This window comes from Ruminococcus sp. AF31-8BH, assembly GCF_003460605.1.
In the GTDB taxonomy this organism is placed as follows: Bacteria; Bacillota; Clostridia; order Lachnospirales; family Lachnospiraceae; genus Blautia_A; species Blautia_A acetigignens.
Map to the genome: position 1 here is coordinate 84,195 of NZ_QTVN01000004.1, position 20,478 is coordinate 104,672.

Annotated in this window: 18 protein-coding genes; 2 read left to right on the forward strand and 16 right to left on the reverse strand. The window is 43.9% G+C overall.

The features are described from left to right. Nucleotides 1-239: 239 nt before the first annotated feature. The 15 genes from DWZ38_RS06435 to DWZ38_RS06505 all read right to left on the reverse strand — a co-directional run bounded on the left by DWZ38_RS06435 (nucleotide 240) and on the right by DWZ38_RS06505 (nucleotide 16,154). Complete coding sequence (locus tag DWZ38_RS06435; RefSeq protein WP_021925320.1) at nucleotides 240-1,127, reverse strand: ABC transporter permease; 888 nt, start codon at nucleotides 1,125-1,127, stop codon at nucleotides 240-242. Beyond that, the gene (locus DWZ38_RS06440; RefSeq protein WP_021925319.1) at nucleotides 1,124-2,131 is read right to left on the reverse strand and encodes an ABC transporter permease; all 1,008 of its coding nucleotides are present in this window, start codon (nucleotides 2,129-2,131) and stop codon (nucleotides 1,124-1,126) included. The genes DWZ38_RS06435 and DWZ38_RS06440 overlap by 4 nt, the downstream gene beginning before the upstream one ends. Next, complete coding sequence (locus tag DWZ38_RS06445; protein ID WP_021925318.1) at nucleotides 2,118-3,035, reverse strand: ABC transporter ATP-binding protein; 918 nt, start codon at nucleotides 3,033-3,035, stop codon at nucleotides 2,118-2,120. Before DWZ38_RS06445 ends, DWZ38_RS06440 begins: the two co-directional genes overlap by 14 nt. Continuing rightward, nucleotides 3,013-4,041 carry an ABC transporter ATP-binding protein gene (locus DWZ38_RS06450; RefSeq protein ID WP_117851044.1) on the reverse strand — a complete coding sequence of 343 codons (1,029 nt, stop codon included), beginning with the start codon at nucleotides 4,039-4,041 and terminating at the stop codon, nucleotides 3,013-3,015. Before DWZ38_RS06450 ends, DWZ38_RS06445 begins: the two co-directional genes overlap by 23 nt. Nucleotides 4,042-4,158: 117 nt before the next feature. Beyond that, entirely contained in the window at nucleotides 4,159-5,694 is a 1,536-nt protein-coding gene (locus DWZ38_RS06455) for an ABC transporter substrate-binding protein (RefSeq protein WP_021925316.1), read from the reverse strand. 360 nt (nucleotides 5,695-6,054) lie between these two features. Further along, nucleotides 6,055-6,816 carry a dipeptide/oligopeptide/nickel ABC transporter ATP-binding protein gene (locus DWZ38_RS06460; RefSeq protein ID WP_021925315.1) on the reverse strand — a complete coding sequence of 254 codons (762 nt, stop codon included), beginning with the start codon at nucleotides 6,814-6,816 and terminating at the stop codon, nucleotides 6,055-6,057. Beyond that, the gene (locus DWZ38_RS06465) at nucleotides 6,813-7,607 is read right to left on the reverse strand and encodes an ATP-binding cassette domain-containing protein (RefSeq protein ID WP_021925314.1); all 795 of its coding nucleotides are present in this window, start codon (nucleotides 7,605-7,607) and stop codon (nucleotides 6,813-6,815) included. The genes DWZ38_RS06460 and DWZ38_RS06465 overlap by 4 nt, the downstream gene beginning before the upstream one ends. A 1-nt stretch (nucleotide 7,608) precedes the next feature. Next, nucleotides 7,609-9,147, reverse strand: a complete 1,539-nt coding sequence (locus DWZ38_RS06470; RefSeq protein ID WP_021925313.1) for an ABC transporter substrate-binding protein — start codon at nucleotides 9,145-9,147, stop codon at nucleotides 7,609-7,611. A gap of 43 nt (nucleotides 9,148-9,190) precedes the next feature. Next, on the reverse strand, nucleotides 9,191-10,102 hold the full coding sequence (gene nikC / locus DWZ38_RS06475) for a nickel transporter permease (RefSeq protein ID WP_021925312.1): 912 nt from the start codon (nucleotides 10,100-10,102) through the stop codon (nucleotides 9,191-9,193). Beyond that, nucleotides 10,099-11,043, reverse strand: coding sequence for a nickel ABC transporter permease (gene nikB / locus DWZ38_RS06480; protein WP_117851046.1), 945 nt, complete (start codon nucleotides 11,041-11,043; stop codon nucleotides 10,099-10,101). Before nikB ends, nikC begins: the two co-directional genes overlap by 4 nt. 154 nt (nucleotides 11,044-11,197) lie before the next feature. Then, the gene (locus DWZ38_RS06485) at nucleotides 11,198-12,163 is read right to left on the reverse strand and encodes a LysR family transcriptional regulator (protein WP_243000172.1); all 966 of its coding nucleotides are present in this window, start codon (nucleotides 12,161-12,163) and stop codon (nucleotides 11,198-11,200) included. Next, the gene (locus tag DWZ38_RS06490; RefSeq protein WP_021925309.1) at nucleotides 12,163-12,573 is read right to left on the reverse strand and encodes a peptide deformylase; all 411 of its coding nucleotides are present in this window, start codon (nucleotides 12,571-12,573) and stop codon (nucleotides 12,163-12,165) included. The genes DWZ38_RS06485 and DWZ38_RS06490 overlap by 1 nt, the downstream gene beginning before the upstream one ends. A 405-nt stretch (nucleotides 12,574-12,978) precedes the next feature. Then, entirely contained in the window at nucleotides 12,979-14,748 is a 1,770-nt protein-coding gene (locus DWZ38_RS06495; protein ID WP_021925307.1) for a succinylglutamate desuccinylase/aspartoacylase family protein, read from the reverse strand. An 85-nt stretch (nucleotides 14,749-14,833) separates the two neighbouring features. Continuing rightward, on the reverse strand, nucleotides 14,834-15,619 hold the full coding sequence (locus DWZ38_RS06500) for a class I SAM-dependent methyltransferase (RefSeq protein WP_021925306.1): 786 nt from the start codon (nucleotides 15,617-15,619) through the stop codon (nucleotides 14,834-14,836). Nucleotides 15,620-15,836: 217 nt separating this feature from the next. After that, entirely contained in the window at nucleotides 15,837-16,154 is a 318-nt protein-coding gene (locus DWZ38_RS06505; RefSeq protein ID WP_117851049.1) for a hypothetical protein, read from the reverse strand. A gap of 356 nt (nucleotides 16,155-16,510) precedes the next feature. Here DWZ38_RS06505 and DWZ38_RS06510 point away from each other — a divergent pair, with 356 nt between their 5' ends. Together DWZ38_RS06510 and DWZ38_RS06515 are read left to right on the forward strand one after the other, a co-directional pair. After that, the gene (locus DWZ38_RS06510; RefSeq protein WP_117851051.1) at nucleotides 16,511-17,812 is read left to right on the forward strand and encodes an MATE family efflux transporter; all 1,302 of its coding nucleotides are present in this window, start codon (nucleotides 16,511-16,513) and stop codon (nucleotides 17,810-17,812) included. Between the two features lie 134 nt (nucleotides 17,813-17,946). Continuing rightward, nucleotides 17,947-18,315, forward strand: coding sequence for a metal-dependent transcriptional regulator (locus DWZ38_RS06515; protein WP_021925303.1), 369 nt, complete (start codon nucleotides 17,947-17,949; stop codon nucleotides 18,313-18,315). A 264-nt stretch (nucleotides 18,316-18,579) separates the two neighbouring features. On the opposite strand, the gene glgB is transcribed toward DWZ38_RS06515, so the two are convergent. Further along, nucleotides 18,580-20,361: a 1,4-alpha-glucan branching protein GlgB gene (gene glgB / locus DWZ38_RS06520; RefSeq protein ID WP_117851053.1), complete on the reverse strand. Its 1,782-nt coding sequence runs from the start codon at nucleotides 20,359-20,361 to the stop codon at nucleotides 18,580-18,582. Nucleotides 20,362-20,478 lie beyond the last annotated feature (117 nt).

The following is a 20,478-nucleotide window of genomic DNA, read 5'->3' on the forward strand; positions in this document are numbered from 1 at the left end:
CCTTCAACAAAGAGGTTTTGTTAAGTACTTCTTTTTTCTTTTTACGTCCCTTATTATAGTCACCAATTCCCATTATGATTAACCAAACATAAATTTTTTCGAGCCAATTTTTTGTGAATTTTCATTCTTGATTTTTATGCAAAATAGAATTATAAAATAAATGGATCGCAACATTTCTTAGAGTGAGTAAAAAATTTTCTGTAATCCGTATTCTTCAAAAAATAGTATCTATACAATTATCACAGATTACTCTCTTTCCGGTTCACATTTTTTCGCATATAATTCCCAATATTCGTCAGACACAGCAGCGTCACTATAAGAAAAGCACCAGGAATAAAAATGATCCACCAGGAATTGGTCATCAATGCTTTTTCCGAAAGAGACAGCATGCTCCCCCAGGATATGACCTCAATGGGAAGTCCAATTCCCATAAAGCTCAGGGTGGATTCCGAAATAATAGCACTTCTTACATTCATAATAACCATAAACATAATGGACGATACAAAATTGGGTGCAAGATGCTTCCAGAGAATGTGAAAGAAGCTTCCGCCCATGCACCTGGACGCAATAACATATTCACTGTTTCGGATCTGCCGGACCTCTGTACGAACTACCTTGGCAATGCTTGTCCAGCTGGTAATGCCAATCACAACCGACAGGCTTAAAATATTGGCTTTTCCCATAATTGCCTGCAGAAGAATCACCAGAAGCAGAGATGGAATACTAAGAAAAATCTCCGTAAAACGCATGATCAGATTGTCCAGCCACTGAGGGGATATACCGCTGAAAGAGCCAACTACAACTGCAAGCAAGACAGAGATTACAGTAGAGAGAATTCCAATCAGCAAAGAAATTCTGCCGCCATACCAGATCATGGAAAAAATATCTCTTCCCATAGTATCTGTACCAAACAGAAATTCTCTTCCAGGTGCCTTATTATAATGAAGCAGATCCATATAGGTTGGATCTTTTGTCATGATCGCTTCTGCAAACAAACAGCCTAAAAGAACCATCCCCAAAAGAACAATGGATACCACGGGTTTTCCCTGAAACCATTTCTTCTTCACAGTAACCGTTTGATTTTCCACTGCATGTGCCCCGACAATTTCAAAAGATGTATCTGTCATAATCTGGTCACCTCCGATATTTCCGTTACTTCGTGAGCTTTCATACGCGGATCAATATGTTCATTGATGATCTGACTGAGCATATTGCAGAAAATCACCAGGATGCCGGACATGATACATAACAGCATCAGCAGATTATAATCATGATATCTGGCACTTTCATAAGACAAAGCGCCAATTCCCGGATAGGAAAATACGCTTTCCACCACATAAGTACCTCCAAGAACATGAGGAACCGCAATTGCCATAATACTCAAATATGCCGGCATCACATTTCTCAGACAATGCTTAAAAAGAATCTCCCGTTTCGCCACGCCCTTTGACTTTGCCAGGAGTACATAATCTTCTCTTACTTCTTCCAGAATCTTATTTCGGATCATGTAGGCGTAATACCACAGGTGTTCCAGCGTCACAATCGTAAGCGGCATAATAAGATGCCAGATCCGATCTCCCACATCCTCCGCCTTTCCCGTGGAATATGCACCGCTGCTTGGCAGGATTCGAAGGGTTACAGCAAAAATCAGAATCAATACAATGGACAGCCAGAATTCCGGAATACAGCTTGATATGGTTCCTATTTTGCACAAAATCCGGTCACTCCATCTGTCTTCCTTCCACGCACAGAAAATTCCCAGCAGAAGGGAACCTGCAAAAATGAAAAGAAATCCAATCCCGCCCAGCAGAAGAGTATTTACAATTCTTCCGCGGATTACCTTCAAAACATCCTGTTTGTATTTAAAGGAAATACCAAAATTACCATGAAACGCCTGCCCAAGCCATTTTATATACTGTACATGGATTGGTTCATTAAGTCCCAGCTTCTTTAGTGCCCATTCCCGTTCCTTTGGACTCATTTTTTCTGTTCGTTCTCCATAATAAGAGACCAGCGGATCTCCTGGTGCAAGACGTGCCACATAAAATACTACAATTGATAAAACAAGTACGCTAAGCAGAAAAACCAGGATTTTTTTTCCATAATAAGCAATAGGATTACTCTTTGGCACTTTTTTTCCCTCCTTCCTGCCTTTTCAGCACAAAATGTCCAGGAGAATTTTCCTTCCACTCTTCTGCATCGGAATCCGTATCCACATATATTTTTACTTTTCGCTGTCTCTCCTGGACAGGATCCGGTATAGGAATTGCAGACAAAAGAGTTTTCGTATATTCATGCTGGGGATTGGAAAAAACCTCCCGTGTCGTTCCCAGTTCTACCATTTTTCCGTGATACATTACCCCAACTCTGTCACAAAGATATTCCACCATAGCCAGATCATGGGCAATAAACAAAAATGTAAATCCATGCTCTTTCTGTAAATGCCGGAAAAGATTGATCACCTGTGCCTGAATGGAAACATCAAGAGATGCTACCGGCTCGTCTGCCACCAGAAGTTCCGGATCCATGCTAAGTGCCCTTGCAATGGCAACTCTCTGCCTTTGTCCTCCTGACAGCTCAGACGGGTATCGTTCCAGAAAGGTTTTATCCATTCCCACATATTGCATCTGAAACTCTGCCTCCCTGGCATAACTGCCTCTTGGCGGCACGATATGATTGATTTTCATAGGTTCCGCAATAATCTCTGCCACTTTCATTCTCTGATTCAAACTGGAAGCAGAGTCTTGAAAGATCATCTGTCTTTTTGTCTGGAGCATTTTTTTGTTTGCCCGGAATTCCTTCTTACCTGTAATTTCTATCCCATGGTATCGGATTTCTCCTGCTGATGGGTGATATATATTCATAAGACATCTGGCTACGGTCGATTTTCCAGATCCGGATTCTCCTACCAACCCAAATACCTCCCCTTTGTAAATCTGAAAGGAAATATCATCTACCGCACGGATCGCAGCCTTCTTTGTCAGGTGAAACTGGTGAGTCAGATGCTTCACATCAACCAATACTTCTGTATTCAATTCTTTTTCCTCCTACTGGCGGGATAATCCTGGGTGCTCTTTTATCCAAAAGCCAGGTAGCTGCATAATGGGTATCACTAATCTGAAACATAGGCGGCATTTCCTCATAATCAATTCCAAGTGCATATTCATTTCTTGCGGCATATGCATCCCCCTTCGGCGGATTGATCAGAGACGGCGGCATCCCCGGAATAGTATAAAGCTGTTCCCTACCTCTGGAAAAATAGGGCAGCGACTGCATCAGCCCCCATGTATAGGGATGTCTTGGATCATAATAAATTTCTTCCGCTGTACCAATTTCCACGATTTTTCCCGCATACATAACTGCCACATGGTCTGCTGCCCTTGCTACCACACCAAGATCATGGGATACCAGAACAGTCGCTGTTCCAAGTTTTTCCTGGATTTCCCGAAGAAGATCCAAAATCTGTGCCTGAATGGTTACATCCAGGGCAGTGGTAGGTTCATCCGCAAACAAAATATCCGGATCCGATGCCAGGGCAATTGCCATAACGCTTCGCTGCCGCATACCGCCGGAAAAATGATAGGGACAAGCATGATATCTTTCCTGCGGCCGTTCAATTCCTACCAGTTCCATCAGCTCGATTACTTTTTTGTAAACCTGATCTTTTGTTTTTTTCCTGTGGTGAATTAAAATTGCCTCTGCAATCTGCTCTCCTATTTTTATAGTTGGGTTTAAAGACGTCATAGGATCCTGAAAAATCATGGAAAAAACCTTTCCACGGATTTTGGCCATATCCCTCTCTTTATATCCGGTAATATCCGCTCCATTCACCAAGATACTTCCCCCTTTTATCCTTGCACTTTTGGGAAGAAGCTTCATAATACTTTTGCATAACACACTTTTCCCGCATCCGGATTCTCCAACAATTGCCAGCACTTCTCCTTTTTTCAGGGAAAATGATACATCCCTGACCGCCTGTACTTCTCCTTTTGGACTGTCGAAACTGACGGACAGATTTTTAACTTCCAGTATTTTTTCCATTTCATACCTCTTAATCATGTGCTGCTGTCATTTTATGTCAGCAACGCCAAACGCTCAAATAAAGGGGCAGAATCTGCCCCTTTATTTGCTTCAGACATAAGTTTTTTCATGTATCTCTTACTGAATAGTCCAGTCCGCTACATTCCAGAAAATCCCCACACCATGGTGGCCCATAATCGTATCTGGGTCAATTCCCTGAATGTCTGCATCTGCTACATAGTTTGCATCAATATAGCAGATAAATGCGTACGCCGGATCATTTGCCAGTTCCACTTGGAACTTATCGTATGCTTCTTTACGTACTTCAGGGTCATCTGACTGACGCGCTTCTGTCAGATACTGATCTACAAGCTCATTAGAATATCCAGAATAGTTTGCACCTTTGTCAGTTCCGAAAACCTTGTAGGTATGGTCGTCTGCATCAAAGGGGCTTCCCCATCCGATCAGATATGCCATCTGTCCGCCCCAGTCAACCTGTGCCGGGATTTCAATGGTCACATCCATGCCAATCTGCTGCAGCTGCTGTGCTGCGATCTGGGCAATGTCTACACGTACCTGGTCTCCAGCACCAACACTGATCACAAATCCTACTTTTTCACCATCGCGATAATAAAAGCCGTCATCTCCCAGCTCGCATCCAGCTTCTTCCAGTACTGCCTTTGCTTTCTCAGGATCATAATCATAATGCTCTACATCCTCATTATTGTAAATATTTCTCTGAAGAGGACCATAAGCCGGCATTCCCTGTCCCAGAAGAACTGCGTCAATAATCGCATCTCTGTCAATTCCATAGCATACAGCCGGAATCAGGTCCCTGTTTTTCTGCCAGTATTCATTCCAGAAATTAAACAGGATTCCTCTGTAGTCTGAAGTTTTCATATCGTAGCAGGTATAGGCCTCGTCATCAGCAAAAGTGGCAGCATCCTTCGGAGTCAGCAGCGCAAGATCCAGTTCGCCTGATTTCAGCTGCAGTGCTTTTGCATTATCGTCCGTTACAATTTTAAATACTACGGTGTCAATATTCGGCTCGCCTTTAAAATATTCTTCATTCTTTACCAGGGTAATTGCCTGTCCTTCCTCCCAACTTTCCAGCTTGTATGGGCCAGTACCTACAGGATTGCGGAAGAAATCAGAGGTCTGCATATCCTCCCCTTCCAGAAGATGTTTTGGAAGAACTGCCATTGTCATATAATCCAGGAATGCAACATTAGGCGCATCCAGCTTAAAAGATACGGTATGATCATCTATTACGGTAATTTCCTCTACATCTTCATAGTTTGGAGCATTCTCAGAGCCATTCTCAGGATCCATGATCGCTTCAATAGTAAACTTTACATCCTCTGCTGTAAACGGTTCTCCATCGTGCCACTTTACATTTTCTGCAAGATGGAACGTATAAGTACAGGTTTCTTCATCAAAGTCCCAGCTCTCTGCCAGTCCCGGAACTACCTGGTTATCTCCGTCATGGGCTGTCAGTCCGTTAAAAATCAAGATATTAATTTCTCCATGTTCATCCATTGCCGGATTAATTCTGGTATAATCTCCGCTTCCATATACCAGCGTCTCCTGGCTTTCTTCTGCACATACAGAAGCTGCCGGAGCAAATGCCAGCACTCCCGCCAGCACCAGTCCCATTAAATTTTTCTTTTTCATAGTCGTCTACCTCTCCTTTTGTTTTTTATGAAACTTTGCAGTTATGCAAATATCTTATGAAAAGAAAAGCAGTCATAAGTTATCAGACTTACAACTGTTTTCCATAGAAAATTTCACATGTAAATTTAGTGGAGGTCTTACATGTAACTATGTATAAGAATTCGCATTTTCGGCCTTTCTCTTGCCTTCCTGCTAAGATTATTCTATCAGATTTTAAGGCTTTCACAAGCTCCCCAGGGGGATATTCTGCCATTCCTATTTTGCATGATATCAGCGTTTTATGGAATACCTTTCTGTAATAAAAAAGACCTGCAAGGTAAGTCGTATCTTTTCTTACCCATACAAATCTTTTTCTGCATTCTATAAAAATACAGCATCCACCAGTTTCCTGGTATACGCCTGCTTTGGTTCATTGATAATGTCGTCCGGGAGTCCGCTTTCCACTACTTTTCCCTCATACAAAACCAGTACTCTGTCGCAAAACATCTGAACCAAAGCCAGATTGTGACAGATAAAAATGAAAGACAGACCGTGCTTCTCCTTCAGCTCTTCCAAAAGCTCCATGATTTGCTTCTGAATGGTTACGTCAAGTGCACTGGTGGCTTCGTCACAGATCAGCACCTTTGGTTCTACTGCCAGTGCCCTTGCAATTGCCGCGCGCTGGCACTGTCCGCCGCTGACTTCATGGGGATAACGCTTTGCAAATTCACTGCTTAATCCACACTGCTCCAGAAGTTCTGCCACTCTTTTTTCGATATCAGCTTTCTTCATGCCACGATTTCGAAGACTTTCTCCGATTCCATCCCCAAGAGTCCTTCTTGGATCAAAGGAACCAACCGGATTCTGAAAAACCATCTGGATATTGCCATACACATCCTTCAGCTGATTATGCTTCAGTCTGGTAATGTCTTTTCCTTCAAATTTCAGAGTTCCCTCTGTGATATCTGTCAATCGGGTGATCATTTTCGCCAGCGTGCTTTTGCCGGATCCGGATTCCCCGACAATCCCAAGGGTCTCACCTGGCTTCAGTGTAAAGCTTACATCGTCCACTGCCTTAAAGGATTCTTTCCCTCTTTGTGTAAATATCTTTGTTAAATGCTCTGCTTCTAAAAGTGTACTCATGCTTTGACCTTCCTTTGCAGCTTCGGCACTGCTGCCAGAAGTTTTTTGGTATAAGGATCCTTTGGATGATCCAATATTACATCCGCAGTACCATATTCCACTGTTTTTCCATCCTTCAGAACCAGTACCGTATCTGCCATTGCACGTACCACACCAATATCATGGGTTACAATTACAATTGCAGTTCCAAATAGTTCTCTTAGCTTCAACATTTCCTTTACCACCTGCCGCTGAACGGAAACATCCAGCGCACTGGTAGGTTCGTCTGCAAAAAGGATTGGAGGATTCATGAGCATGGCAATGGCAATTCCGGCTCTCTGGTTCATTCCGCCCGACAGTTCAAATGGATAACTTTTCCAGACTCTTGCGCTGTCTTTAAAATTCAATTTTTCAAACAGATCCATAGCCCGGTCCTTTGCTTCTTTTCTTGTTACCTTCTGGTGAGCACGCATGCTTTCATAAATCTGGTCACCAATGGTGCGGATGGGACAAAGAGAAGCTCCTGCATCCTGAAAAATCATGCCAATTTTAGCTCCCCGGATTTTTCTTTTTTCTTTTTCCGGAATATCCAGAATGTTTTGCCCCAAATAGCGGATATCCCCTCTTGTCACAAGTCCCCCCGCTCCAAGAAGTCCCATCGCAGCCTTGATCAAAGTACTTTTTCCGCTTCCGGACTCTCCCACCAGTCCCAGGATTTCTCCTGGGGCCAGAGAAAAGTTCACATCCTGGACCACTGCTTTTCCATCGAATGAGATTTCAACGGAATCATAGGTCAATATTTTATTTTCCATATTAGTTAATATCCAAATCTGCTGTCAGTTCATAATAATCACATGGGTGGGCAACCAATCCGGTTACATTGGATTGCATAATCATGCTCATTCTCAGATGAGAACAGAATACATAGGCATTATCGTCCAGAACCGTCTGCTGCATCTGGATTCCCAGTTCAGCCCGCTTGTCCACATCAAATTCATTTTCCATCTGAGCTGCAAGCTCTTCCAGCTTATCGCTGTGGTAATGTCCATTATTGGAAACAGAAGAATCCAGGGCGCAGGAAGTAAAGAAATACTGTGGATCGCCAGTAGGTGCCGTTACCATAGCGCTTGCATATACATCCCAAAGTGTAGGATCTTTACGGATAGTATTGTTATCAGAAGTACAGTTTACCTGAACATCCATACCGATTTCTTTCAAAGTTGCCTGTGCAGACTCCGCAAGAAGAGGAAGCTCCTGACGGCTTGGATAGGTCAGCCAGCGGATCACCAGCTTCTGTCCATCCTTTTCCCGGATGCCATCCCCATCGGTATCCACCCAGCCAGCGTCTTCCAGAACCTGTTTTGCACCATCCGGATCGTAACTTTCTGTTGTCAGATTCTGTCCTCCAAAGGAAAAAGTATCCGGAAACGCACCTACTGCCGGATATCCGTATCCTTTCAGGAGCACGGACACAAAGCTTTCTTTATCGATTCCCATGGCAATTGCCTTGCGTACAGCCGGATCAGAGGTTACCGGGCTTTCAAAATTCATCCATGCATAAAAGGCACGGCTTGTTGCAGTACTGGAGAAGGTAAAATCCTCATTTTCAAAAATAGGATAGCTTGCATATGCCATGCCGTAAGCAGCATTGATTTCTCCTGCCTGAAGAGCAAATGCAAGGGTATCACCGTCTGAAATGGTGCGGACCGTAATTTCGTCTACGTTTACATCTCCGTTCCAGTAATTTTCATTTTTCACCAAAGTCAGATGATCATCGGTTACCAGATCCGTTGCCACATATGGGCCGGTTCCGATTACAATTCCATTGTCTGTAATGCCAGCCTGCGTATCAATGATACATCCATAAGGATCACTGAGATAATTGATCAGTGCCGGTTTTGGCTCAGTTGTCTTAATGGTAATGGTGTTTCCATCTGCTTCAATGGTATCAATGCAAAGGTCTCCTGCTGCACGCTCATGATTTGCCACCAGAGCTTCCAGACATTCCTTCACAGCCTCACCATCACAGGCACGTCCATTTGAAAAGACAACACCGTCATTTAATGTGATTTTCCAGGTCAGTTCATCTATATTTTCGTACTCTTTTGCAATCCATGGTTCAATCTCCATGGTATCGGAATAGCGGAACAGAGTTTCTCCCACGCCATAGCGGATGCATGCCCATCCGGCGTAGGTATTCTGGGGATTAATATCTGCTTCTTCATTCTCTGCATTAAAAGTGGTATCACCAAATACAAATGTTTTTTTGTCATCTGCAAAGGTTGGCACTCCTGTTAACCCAAGTGTCATGCCTACTGCTAATGCCATTGCCAGAATTTTCTTTGCTTTCATCTTCATTCCTCCTGCTATAATTAAATTGTTATTATAAATACCATCAAAAAGCTTCTCTGTTTTTCGGATCCAGGTAGTCACGAACTGTATCTCCAAGTAAATTAAAAATAACGACTGATACAAAAATTGCAATTCCAGGTGACAAAACAACCCAGGGATATGTCTGGATCATGCTTCGTCCACTGCTCATCATACTTCCCCATTCAGCCATAGGGATCTGCGCTCCAAGCCCCAGGAAAGATAAGCCTGCCAGCTCCATCATCATAGTTCCAATATCCAGCATGGCAGTTACCAGAACAGGTCCCAGCATATTTGGAAAAACATGCCTTAGCATAATCTGGAGGGAACTGTCACCTGATAGTATAGCGGCATGGATATAAGGTTCATTTTTCAGCGCCAGGGTTTGACTTCTGGCTATGCGGGAGTACTTCGGCCAGCTGATGACTGCCAGTGCGATAATCGCATTCTGGATTCCTCCTCCAAGGATTGCTGCAATTGCCATAGCAAATACCAGTCCTGGAAAAGCAAGGCAGACATCTGAAATCCGCATCATGACAGAGTCCATAATGCCGCCGTAATATCCACACCCCACGCCTACAATCGTTCCAAATATGGAAATCACCGCTACCAGAATGAAAGTGGAAAAAATACTGGCTCTGGCACCGCTGATCACACGGGATAACATGTCTCTGCCATAGGTATCTGTCCCCATTGGATGTGCCAGGCTTGGAGCCTGAAGGGCACTGGAAAGATCCTGCGCATAAGGATCATAGGGACAAAGGTGATCTGAAAAAACTGCAAGTATTACCAGACAGACAGCCAGAACGGTAAAAAATACCAGCTTTTGTTTTATATGGCTCTTTTTCACTTTCTGGACGCGCACTGTTACCTTTTTTCCATATTCTTTAGTGGCTGTATTTCTTACATTCATATCCTCATTTTTCCTTTTACTCACTGCTTTACACCTCCCAGACGAATTCTTGGATCCAGGAACCGATAAGACAGATCCGTAAGCAGATTCACCAGAACATAAATGATCGCCATCCACATAACATATGCCTGAATAATAGGATAATCACGCATGGAAATGGCATCCACTGCCATTTTCCCAACGCCATCCCACATAAAAATGGATTCCACAATTGCAGTACCGCCAAGAAGATTTCCCACGGAAAGCATCAATAAGGTAATGATCGTTACCAGGGCAGCTTTCATAATGCTTTTCCACAGCGTAACAGAAAATTTCACACCACGTGCCTTCGCCCCTGCCACATAATCTTTGCTCAGCTCATCCAGAACCGTTGCACGAACCTGACGAAGATACTTTGCAGACATGGCAATTGCCAGGGTGATTGCAGGTATAGCCACACTTTTCAGGCTCACATCCTTTGCTATGACTGGAAAAATCCTCAGCCTTATGGCAAGAAAATACATCAGCAAAAGTGAGACGAAAAAGTTGGGAAGACTGTTTCCGATAAAACTGCACAGCCGAATCAGATAATCGACCACTGTATTCTGTTTCACCGCCGACAAAATTCCAAGCGGTATGGATATTACAATGGTAAGCAGAATCGAAGTGACCGTAAGAAGCAGAGTTGCCGGGAGCTTCGATACAAACGTATCAAAGACCGGAAAGCCGGATACATAACTGTTTCCCATATTTCCCCGAAGCAATTTTCCAAGCCATACGAAATACTGCGTCAGAAATGGTTTGTCAAGCCCCAGCTGTTCTCTGGCCGCATCTAAGGTTTCTTCTGACACTACCCCTCCTGTATTCTCCATTTTCTGCGTGACAACATCACTTCCTGCAATCCGCATCATTCCATAAGACAGAAAGGTAATGGCAAACAGAATAGGAATCAGCTGAAGGATACGTTTTATTACATATTTCCTCATTTGAATATCTCCATTTCCTAAAAAGCACCTAAACGATTTTCAAATACGCTTCGATTGTTCATTTTAGCAAAAAGAAAAACAGCCTACAACCCACCCAGGGGGTTATAAGCTATTCTTAATTTGCATGGATTTTTTTATTTTAGGAATGCCTCTCTTATTCTTCTGTTCTTTCGTTCACGGTCTTGCCTTTTAGCTTTTCAGCCAAAAACTCCAGAAATTCGTCCATTAATTCATCCGTTTCATCATTTTTTCTTCTGATATAGCCAAAGAAAATTTTGTTCTTTTTGAAATCCAGGGGAATTCCCTGATTCATGGCCTTTTTATGATCAGAAAGGTAACTTCCGCTGATGTTGGAAAGCTCTGTCTCCTGGAGCATTTTTTCCATAATATAGTCGCTGTTTGTGATGACTGCCAGATCCAGGTTCTCCCAGCTAAAGGTTCCACGCTTTTCTTTCTCATTTAATTCCAGAAACTCATCACGATAATTCTGGATAAAACGCATGGATTTCATCTGTTCCATAGTTACGGTAAAAGCGTTCTCTTTGGAATGATCCATTTCTTCCAGATCCTGGTACAGTGGATTTTGTTTTCCAGGATAAAATGTGGCCGTGCTCTCCTGCATAACCTGGAACACCAGCCGATTTTTCGTCAGTTCATACTGGAATTCCTTTTTCTGCTGCTCCATCACATATACAAAACCAATATCCGACAGATAATCTCTCACACGTTCCATTACCGTGCGCACCCCTGCCGTATAAACTTCAAAGTGGTAGTTCTTCTCATAATTTTTTTTATAAAACTCAACAAACTGATTGGTAAACCAGGAGCTTGGATTCAATGAGATCCGAAGATATTTCACCATATTCTGGTGGCTCATTTCTTCCAGTTTCCGGGAATCATTTACAATCCTGCATGCATAACGGTAAGCTTCACGCCCCTGTGCAGTAAGGACAATTCCACGGGGCATACGGTCAAAAAGCACGATTCCCATATCATTTTCCAAGGCCTTGATTGCTTTGCTCACACTTGGCTGAGTGGTATAAAGAAGCCTGGCAGCCTCACTAATGGAGCCTGTTTCTGCGCACACAATAAAATATTTTAACTGTTTTAGATCCAGCATTATATCAAGATTCCCTCCAGATGATCACACTCGTGCTGGATGATCTGCGCGGTCCAGCCCTGGAATTTTCCCCGCTGTTTTTTGAAATTGATATCCTCGTATTCCACTTCAATCTCCTCATATCTAGTGCATTTTCGCACGCCGATCAGGGACAGGCAGCCCTCTTCTGTCTGGTATTTTCCGGTCTTTTTCACAATCACGGGATTGTACATAATGGTGTTCATAAAACCCATATTTACCACGATAATACGCTTGCGCTCCCCGATCATGTTGGCTGCCATGCCTACGCAGCCCTCCTCATTTGCCTTCAGGGTATCCAGAAGATCCTGGGCAATCTGGGCGTCTTCTTTTGTAGCTTTCTCTGATTTCTGGCTTAAGAACCAGGTGTCATGCATAATTTCTCTGATCATATTCTTCTACCTTATCTATTTTATTTTCCAATGAATCCGTAAACTTCTCTTCCACTTTACCATATCCACGCCCGAAGTCAACCCACATTGTTTATTCGGCATCCATCCGCATTTTCTCTCATTGACAAAAAATGGAAAACTATGTTACTATAAGAACCATATTAAACCTAGTTGACAAGTAGGTATTAGGAGGTAAATGACATATCCTGGATTAAACCAGTTACTTATGAAACCGCAAGCCCAGAGGTAAAAGCTTTCCTTGATGAGAAAGGCCATGAGATCTTAAACAGCTCCCGCAAGCGTCCTTACCAGATGCTTTTGCATTTGACAGGGTCTGATTTAGATTAACAAAAACTGTATATGAATGACTTTACTGCCAATTCATATACCGTTTTATGTATTTCCTCAGTTGCAGCTGCCTTTTGTTGCTGCGATTGCGAACATTGGGGTTGGATTGTAGAAGGCATCCTTCTCTTTATACATTCTTCTGCTCACTCCAAGATCTATGGAAATCTGCTCCATTCCCACTTTTCCAAGCTCTTCCACGTCCCATGCAGGGCGGATATAGGAGCTGATTGGGAGCTGTCGCTTGATGTCCTCGCACTCCTGCATCAGGGAGTCCCCAAGCTGCTTGTGGGCGTGATTTTCCGGAAGATCGGAGGTCTCAGCAAAATCCACGGCACCGTAATTAGCATCGAAATTCAAAAGTACTCCGCCTGGCTTTAAGACTCTTGTCCACTCCTTGTAGGCCTGTGCAGCCTCCGGCAATGTCCAGGTAAGGTTTCTGGAAATGACCACATCAAAGCTGTTATCTGCAAAGCTTAAATGCTCCGCATCCATGATCTCAAAATTGCAGTTTACCTGCTCTTCTTTTGCAAGGATTCTGGAATTTGCAACCATGTCCGGGGTAAGATCCGTGCCAGTTACCTGATGTCCCTGCTTTGCAAGAAGGATGGTGAAAAATCCGGTTCCGCAGCCTACATCTAATATTCTAAGCTTTCCATTATGCGGCTTTTTCAAACTCATTCCTACCTCTTTATTCCCATTTTCTTCAGAATCCAGGGTGTTTTCCTTCCTTTCAGGCAGATATTTCCGGATTTCTTCCAGCCATCTGTCTGCCAGCGCACTGTGCAGTTCCGCTCTTCTCTGCTCCAAAAAGCTGTCACTTCTCTTGGTCCAGTAAGCGGCAATTTTCTCCTTACGGTCATCTTCTTCATAGCTGATCCTGCCGTAAGCTACCATTGGACCATCCTTTAATACCTGCAGAGAACCTGCCTGATAAAGGATCACTCCGTCCCCGTAAGCTACACTGTTTTCCAGAATATTATCCTCATAATCCTTCACATAACCAAGGATCTCACCCTCTGTAAAAAGGTCTCCCGCCTTCTTCTGGGGATACCACATTCCGGTATAAGAAGCAGACTGATACTGCACCTGGGTTACATTCAGCGGATAGTATTTTCGCAGGCTTGCGTGTCCGTCATAGATTCCAAGGAACCTTAAAATACTGCGCACATCCCGCTTCATAGAACGCACTTCTTCTGTATCCCAGTCGCCCATTCCGCCTCGTTCCAGAAGGACGGAAGGGATGCCGCAGGATGCTGCATAATTATAGCTTCCGCCAGATGCCACCTCGGATTTCACCATATAGGGCACATCCACCTGTTCTGCCATCTGACGGGAGATTTTAGTTACTTCCGGGTCTGCTTTTCCTGCGTAATAGACATAGGGAGTCAGCTTCTCATAGTCATCTCCGCTGTGAAGATCAATGTAGTAATCTGCTTTTTTCTGTAGTTCATTCACCACTGCATAGGCCAGTTTCTCATACTTGGTTCCATCTTTTTTACCAGGAAAAACACGGTTCAGATTCTCGCCTGTTTCCCTGCAAAGAGAACCGTGGCGGTTCTCAAATTCGTCCCTTCCAACTACCTTTACAATAATGACTGTTCCCGTCATTTTCTCAATTTTCAGGTCTCTTCCAAGCTCTATTGCGCTCTGGATTCCCACATATTCTCCTGCATGGATTCCCGCCGTGATCAGAGCCGTTTTGCCTGGCTTTTCCCCGCGGACAATCGTCGCAGGAAGGGAAAATTCACCATCTCCAATGCTGATAAAGCCGTGGACGCGCTGTCCCGGTGCCGCGCAAAGACCGCCGATATTTATTGTATCACCCATTCTTTTATCCTTTCCATATGGTAGCTTTAATCATCATAATGATTCAGAATACTGCCTGCTGACCATTACGCTTTAGTTCCTCTTGTTATTTCGTAACCTTAATCATAAACATAGGCGTGGACCCATAATTCAGCTTTTCTTCCTCACTCCACACCTGCTGCCAGATGTTCTCATCTACCTCTATTTTTTCTGCTTTCAGTTCTTCCAAGACCTTCACATCCCATCCCGGGCGCTTTGTCTCAGACAATGGAACCTGCAGTGCGATCTTCTCCATGCGGTCAATATCCGTGCACAGATAATGGTCGTCAAGGCTGCCTTTTTCCACATTCCTGCGGTCGTTTTCATAGGCTTCCCGCTTCTTGTCATCATAGAGATAGCCGTACCAGTTGGCATCAAAATTCAGAAGCTTTCCGCCCTTTTTCAGCACCCTAAGCCATTCCCCGTATGCCTGATCCGGATGAGGAAGATTCCATGTCAGGTTCCTGGAAATGATCACATCAAAGCTCTCATCCTCAAACTCCAGGGCCTGGGCATCCATCCTCTTAAATTCAATATTGCTGCTCTTTTCTCCAATAAATTTTGCCGCATTTTCAGCAGCCTTTTCCAGCATTCCAGGGGTGTAATCCACAGCCGTTACGTGATAACCAGCCTCAGCCAGAATCATTGGAAAAAAGCCAGGGCCTGTACCGATATCCAGGATCCGCAGCTGTTCCTTGTCGTTATCAGAAAGTTTTTTTTCCAAAAATCCACTTTCCAGGGTCTTTAGCCATGCCTTTTTTTGCATCCCCTTCAGCTCTTTTTCATTCACCTCAGAATACCCCTCTGTCCGGGTACTCCAATAGCTCTCTATTTCATCCAGCAATCTATCCAATTGTATTTCCTCCGCATAAATCTAAAGTTGTATATTCCGCAAATATACTCCAATGTTAAAACTTTATCAAAAACGCTTTCTTTCCGCAAGCCCCCCTGGGGGATGTATATACAATTCTCCCACTGCGCCATTAAATTTCCCAGCAAAAAAATATCAGAGAACCTCTGTCAGCTGAGATTCTCTGATATTTTTCAAAATCCGTTCTGTTTCAAAGCTTTTATTTCTTTGTATCGTGCCGCACTGTGCAGCTGTTTTTTCCATTCTTCCTGGGTTCGTAAAGGGCCTTGTCCGCTTCTGCCTCTTCGGGCACAATATACTGTAAATTAAAATCCCCGATCACCTGGTCAAAATTTCCTGCGGAATGCTGGGGAACCACGGTTTTCTCATCTGCAGAATAATACAGAATATACCCCTGGGTTTCCAGATCGATCCAGCATACATAGTCAAATTCCGAAAGAACCGCGTGGGCGATGGATGCATTTCGCTGCTCATCCTGCAGAAATATTTTTTTGAAAAAAGTGATTTTCTCCAGCATAATGATTCACCTTATCTGACTGTATTTTCCCAAAGCTTTTTTCAAAATCCTCTCCAAAATGAATCCTCACGAAATCAATAATTATTTTTATTATACTACCCGGTACATGATTTGTCATGGGAAAATACTGTGAAATGTTACGGTTTCCCATATTTACAGGTTTCTGTTCCTATTGTATAATGAACAGGTCTTTGATAAATTTCATTTCAGGAGTATCATTTTCATTTATGATAAAGCAAAACAGACATTATCCCCTTCTGGATCCGCAGAATCCTGCGTCCGGGTACAATATTTTCTTCATTTGTTTTTATAACAATAATGATAAAAATATATTTCAGAAAGGATAACCGCTTAAAATGTTAAAACAATTTTTCAAATACATCACACAGAGTGTGGCTGGCATGATCGGGATTTCTGTGTATATTCTTGCAGATACCTTTTTTATTTCCGTTCAGTCAGGTGCAGACGGACTGGCGGTGCTGAACTTGATCCTGCCTGTTTACGGGCTGGTTTATGCAATCGGCGCCATGATCGGCATCGGCTCTGCTACCAGATATGCCATCAGCAAAGCCCAGGGCGGAAATCCGGATTTTTATTTCACACAGTCTATTTTTTGGTGCCTGATCTGCAGCATTCCTTTTATTCTCACAGGAATTTTTCTTCCGGGAAAATTTCTTGGGCTCCTTGGTGCCGATCAGAGACTGATCCATCTTGGAAAAGGATATCTCAGAATTATGCTGATCACTACGCCGCTGTTTATGTCCAATTACACCTTCACAGCCTTTGCCCGGAATGACCATGCTACCTCACGGGCCATGATCGGCGCTATTGCAGGAAGCCTGTTTAATATTGTGTTTGATTATATTTTCATGTTTTCTATGGGACTGGGGCTTTCCGGTGCGGCACTTGCCACTGCGTTTAGCCCTGCGGTAACCATGACCATCTGTTCCACACACTTTCTCAGTAAGAAAAATCAGGTGGAATTTCAGTGGAAGCGCCCTTCTATCCGACACCTTGTTTCCTGCTGCCAGCTTGGAATTTCCGCATTCGTGGGAGAGCTTTCTTCTGCAATTATTACCATTATTTTCAATATGCTGATCCTGGATATTGCAGGAAATGTAGGCATAGCTGCTTACGGCGTTATTGCCAATCTTTCCCTGGTGGTCATGTCTATTTTCAACGGACTGGCGCAGGGCGCACAGCCGCTGATCAGCCAGAATTATGGGCAGGGAAAACAGGAAAATGTACGAAAGCTTTTGAAATGGAGTATTCTTTCCTGCCTGGTTCTGGAGCTTGTTACAGTGGCTCTTTCCTGGGGATTTACAGATGGATTAATCGGGATTTTCAACAGTGAAAACAATCTTCTGCTTTTGAATTATGCCCATACCGGACTTCGAATCTACTTTCTTGGCTTTTTGTTTGCAGGCATTAATATTATGCTGGTGGCCTATTTTTCCGCCACTGACAACGCCCGCCCAGCCATCACAGGTTCCCTCATGCGCGGAATCTTCGCCATCGCCGTTAGTGCCGTAATCCTATCGAAACTCCTTGGAATAAACGGCGTATGGGGCTCCTTTTTAAGCTCGGAAGTCATCACATTCGCCGTACTGCTCCTGCTTTCCAGATTTCAGAAAAAGCCCCAAAAAGAGATCAAATAAAAAACATGCATAAAATGCATAAAAGATTGCGGATAAACTGGTCAAAAAATAATTGCCCAATTCAGTAAACTATGGTATCCTATAATTATTATACTTGAACAGCAACACAAGCTAGAAAATTGAGGTGATCTATCGTGAAATCAAATGAATCCGCTGAGAACTATCTGGAGACAATTCTCGTCCTCAGCAAGAAGAAACCCGTTGTCCGTTCTGTTGATATCGCTGATGAGCTTGGTTTTAAGAAGTCCAGTGTCAGCGTTGCCATGAAGAATCTCCGTGAGAAGAACCATATCACCGTCACTCCTGAAGGATATATTTATCTTACTGAATCCGGTCAGAAGATTGCGGATATGATTTATGAGCGTCATGAATTTTTATCCTCCTGGCTGATCAGCCTGGGCGTTGATCCTGAGACTGCTACTTCCGATGCCTGCCGCATCGAGCACGTTATAAGCCCGGAGAGCTTTGCCGCAATCAAGAGCCATCTGGCTCCGGATAAATAAATGCCGTAATCCCATACTCTCACGGCTGCACGCTTTACGGAATATTGCCTGCCAAATAGTTACAGATTAATACATGAAATAAGACCTGCACTCCAGATAAATGAACTATAGTAAGTTTCGATTATAGCATTTTATTTGGATGCAGGTCTTTTGTTTATACCAAATACTGTGACAAATTGCAATGCTCTCCAAGCTCTGGACTACTTTTCGCAAAGCTCTTGAAACAGCGTTTCAAGCATGCCCTTTGCTGTCTGCTTTTCAATATTACTTCACCAGATAATATCTTGCGGAAAACGGTCCCATTTTGAATACCGCTTTTCCGCCCTTGATTTCTTTCTCTTTCTTGGTGTAGCGCTTTTTGCCGCCGTATTTTACCATGTCGCTGGCAAGGAGAAGCTCATATCCGGCGTAATCCTTTTCCAGGGTGTATTCCTGAGTTTCATCTGAGAAATTGAACACTGCAAGAATCTTCTGATCCCCGCTGATTCGCTCAAACAGGTACATGCATTTCTGCTCCTGATGGCAGTCCACCCACTCAAAGCCATCCTGGCGGATATCTCTCTGATAGAATGCATTATTCGTCAGATAGCACTTATTCAGGTCTGCCATGAATTTGTGGAAAGCTTCGTGGATCGGGAATTTCAGCAGGATCCAGTCAAGCTCGTCTTTCTCGCACCATTCTTTGAGCTGTGCCAGTTCATTTCCCATGAAGTTCAGCTTTGCGCCTGGATGTGCATACATATACATGTAAAAGGCTCTTGCCTGAGGGAATTTGCCGTCGTATCCGCCGTTCATTTTCTGGGCGATGGTGGCTTTTCCGTGGACGACCTCATCATGGGACAGAGGGAGAATATAGCGCTCATTGTAGTAGTACATCATGGAAAAAGTCAGCTTGTGGTACTTCTCTCTTCTTTCATTTGCATCTGCCTGGAAATAGGACAGGGTGTCGTGCATCCAGCCAAGATCCCATTTGTAGTCAAAGCCAAGTCCGCCCTCCCAGACAGCCTTAGTAACACCCTGGTAAGGGGTAGAATCTTCTGCAAAAAGCAGGCATTCCGGGACACGCTCTTTCAGTCCCTGGTTCATGGTGCGGATAAATTTAAGAGCAGCCAGGTTCTCGCCGCGGTTTGCGTCTCCCTGCCAGTAGATCAGGTTTCCTACCGCATCCATGCGAAGTCCGTCGAAGTGGAATTCTCTCAGCCAGTAATATGCGGAGGACTGCAGGAAGCTGCATACCTCACCTCTGGAATGCATAAAGTTGCAGCTGCCCCATTCGTTGCGTCCAACTGCCATGTTGGGGTACTCGTATAATGCGGTTCCATCGTATTCTGCCAGTGCATAATCATTCACAGCAAAATGCACAGGAACGAAATCCAGAATTACGCCGATGCCTGCCTGATGGCACTGGTCTACAAAGGATTTCAGTTCTTCCGGCTTTCCGTAGCGGGCAGTTGGGCTGAAATATCCGGTGTCCTGATAGCCCCAGGATTCATCGCAGGGATACTCGCAAAGAGGCATGATTTCTACATAGTTGTAGCCGTATTCTTTCAGATAGGCGATGAGGATTGGGGCAAGCTCTTCGTAGGTGTACCAGTCTTCCTGTCCTTCTCCCCGTTTTTTCCAGGAGCCGAAATGCATCTCGTAGATGTTGATTGGCTTGTCATGGCCTACCTTGCAGCCTTTCTGCCATTTGGCATCTTTGAATTTGTAGCCGCCAAGGGCATAGGTTTTGGATGCGGTGCCGGGGCGCATTTCGCTGTAGAATGCGTAGGGGTCTGCATGGTCTATGAAGGAGCCGTCCTGGCGGTAGATTCTGTATTTGTACATCAGGTCGGAGCCCACACCGTCAATGGTGCATTCCCAGAAATTTCCATCGTGGACGCGGTTCATTGGGGTTTCAGTCCAGCCGTTGAATTCTCCGATTACGGAGACGCGCTGTGCTGCAGGGGCAAAGGTGCGGAAGGTGGTGCCGCTTTCCAAGACGTGTGCGCCCAGGTACTGATAGGCTTCAAATTCTTTGCCGGTGTAAAAGTTGTAAAAATCCATAAATACCCTCTCCCATTTCTATTGGATTGATTTTAAAAGTTATTAGACAGTAGTTGGTTTTCTTTGTATAATAGGGATTATAATTGTATGGGAAAGGAATTGCTACCATCGAAAAAC

What these genes read in the sequence shown, in the direction of transcription:
- DWZ38_RS06435 (WP_021925320.1), bottom strand. Translation starts at nt 1,127, where the DNA reads ATGACAGATACATCTTTTGAAATTGTCGGGGCACATGCAGTGGAAAAT.
- DWZ38_RS06505 (WP_117851049.1), bottom strand. Translation starts at nt 16,154, where the DNA reads ATGCTGGAGAAAATCACTTTTTTCAAAAAAATATTTCTGCAGGATGAG.
- DWZ38_RS06495 (WP_021925307.1), bottom strand. Translation starts at nt 14,748, where the DNA reads ATGGGTGATACAATAAATATCGGCGGTCTTTGCGCGGCACCGGGACAG.
- DWZ38_RS06450 (WP_117851044.1), bottom strand. Translation starts at nt 4,041, where the DNA reads ATGGAAAAAATACTGGAAGTTAAAAATCTGTCCGTCAGTTTCGACAGT.
- DWZ38_RS06470 (WP_021925313.1), bottom strand. Translation starts at nt 9,147, where the DNA reads ATGAAAGCAAAGAAAATTCTGGCAATGGCATTAGCAGTAGGCATGACA.
- DWZ38_RS06465 (WP_021925314.1), bottom strand. Translation starts at nt 7,607, where the DNA reads ATGGAAAATAAAATATTGACCTATGATTCCGTTGAAATCTCATTCGAT.
- DWZ38_RS06490 (WP_021925309.1), bottom strand. Translation starts at nt 12,573, where the DNA reads ATGATCAGAGAAATTATGCATGACACCTGGTTCTTAAGCCAGAAATCA.
- DWZ38_RS06455 (WP_021925316.1), bottom strand. Translation starts at nt 5,694, where the DNA reads ATGAAAAAGAAAAATTTAATGGGACTGGTGCTGGCGGGAGTGCTGGCA.
- glgB (WP_117851053.1), bottom strand. Translation starts at nt 20,361, where the DNA reads ATGGATTTTTACAACTTTTACACCGGCAAAGAATTTGAAGCCTATCAG.
- DWZ38_RS06460 (WP_021925315.1), bottom strand. Translation starts at nt 6,816, where the DNA reads ATGAGTACACTTTTAGAAGCAGAGCATTTAACAAAGATATTTACACAA.
- DWZ38_RS06510 (WP_117851051.1), top strand. Translation starts at nt 16,511, where the DNA reads ATGTTAAAACAATTTTTCAAATACATCACACAGAGTGTGGCTGGCATG.
- DWZ38_RS06485 (WP_243000172.1), bottom strand. Translation starts at nt 12,163, where the DNA reads ATGCTGGATCTAAAACAGTTAAAATATTTTATTGTGTGCGCAGAAACA.
- nikB (WP_117851046.1), bottom strand. Translation starts at nt 11,043, where the DNA reads ATGAGGAAATATGTAATAAAACGTATCCTTCAGCTGATTCCTATTCTG.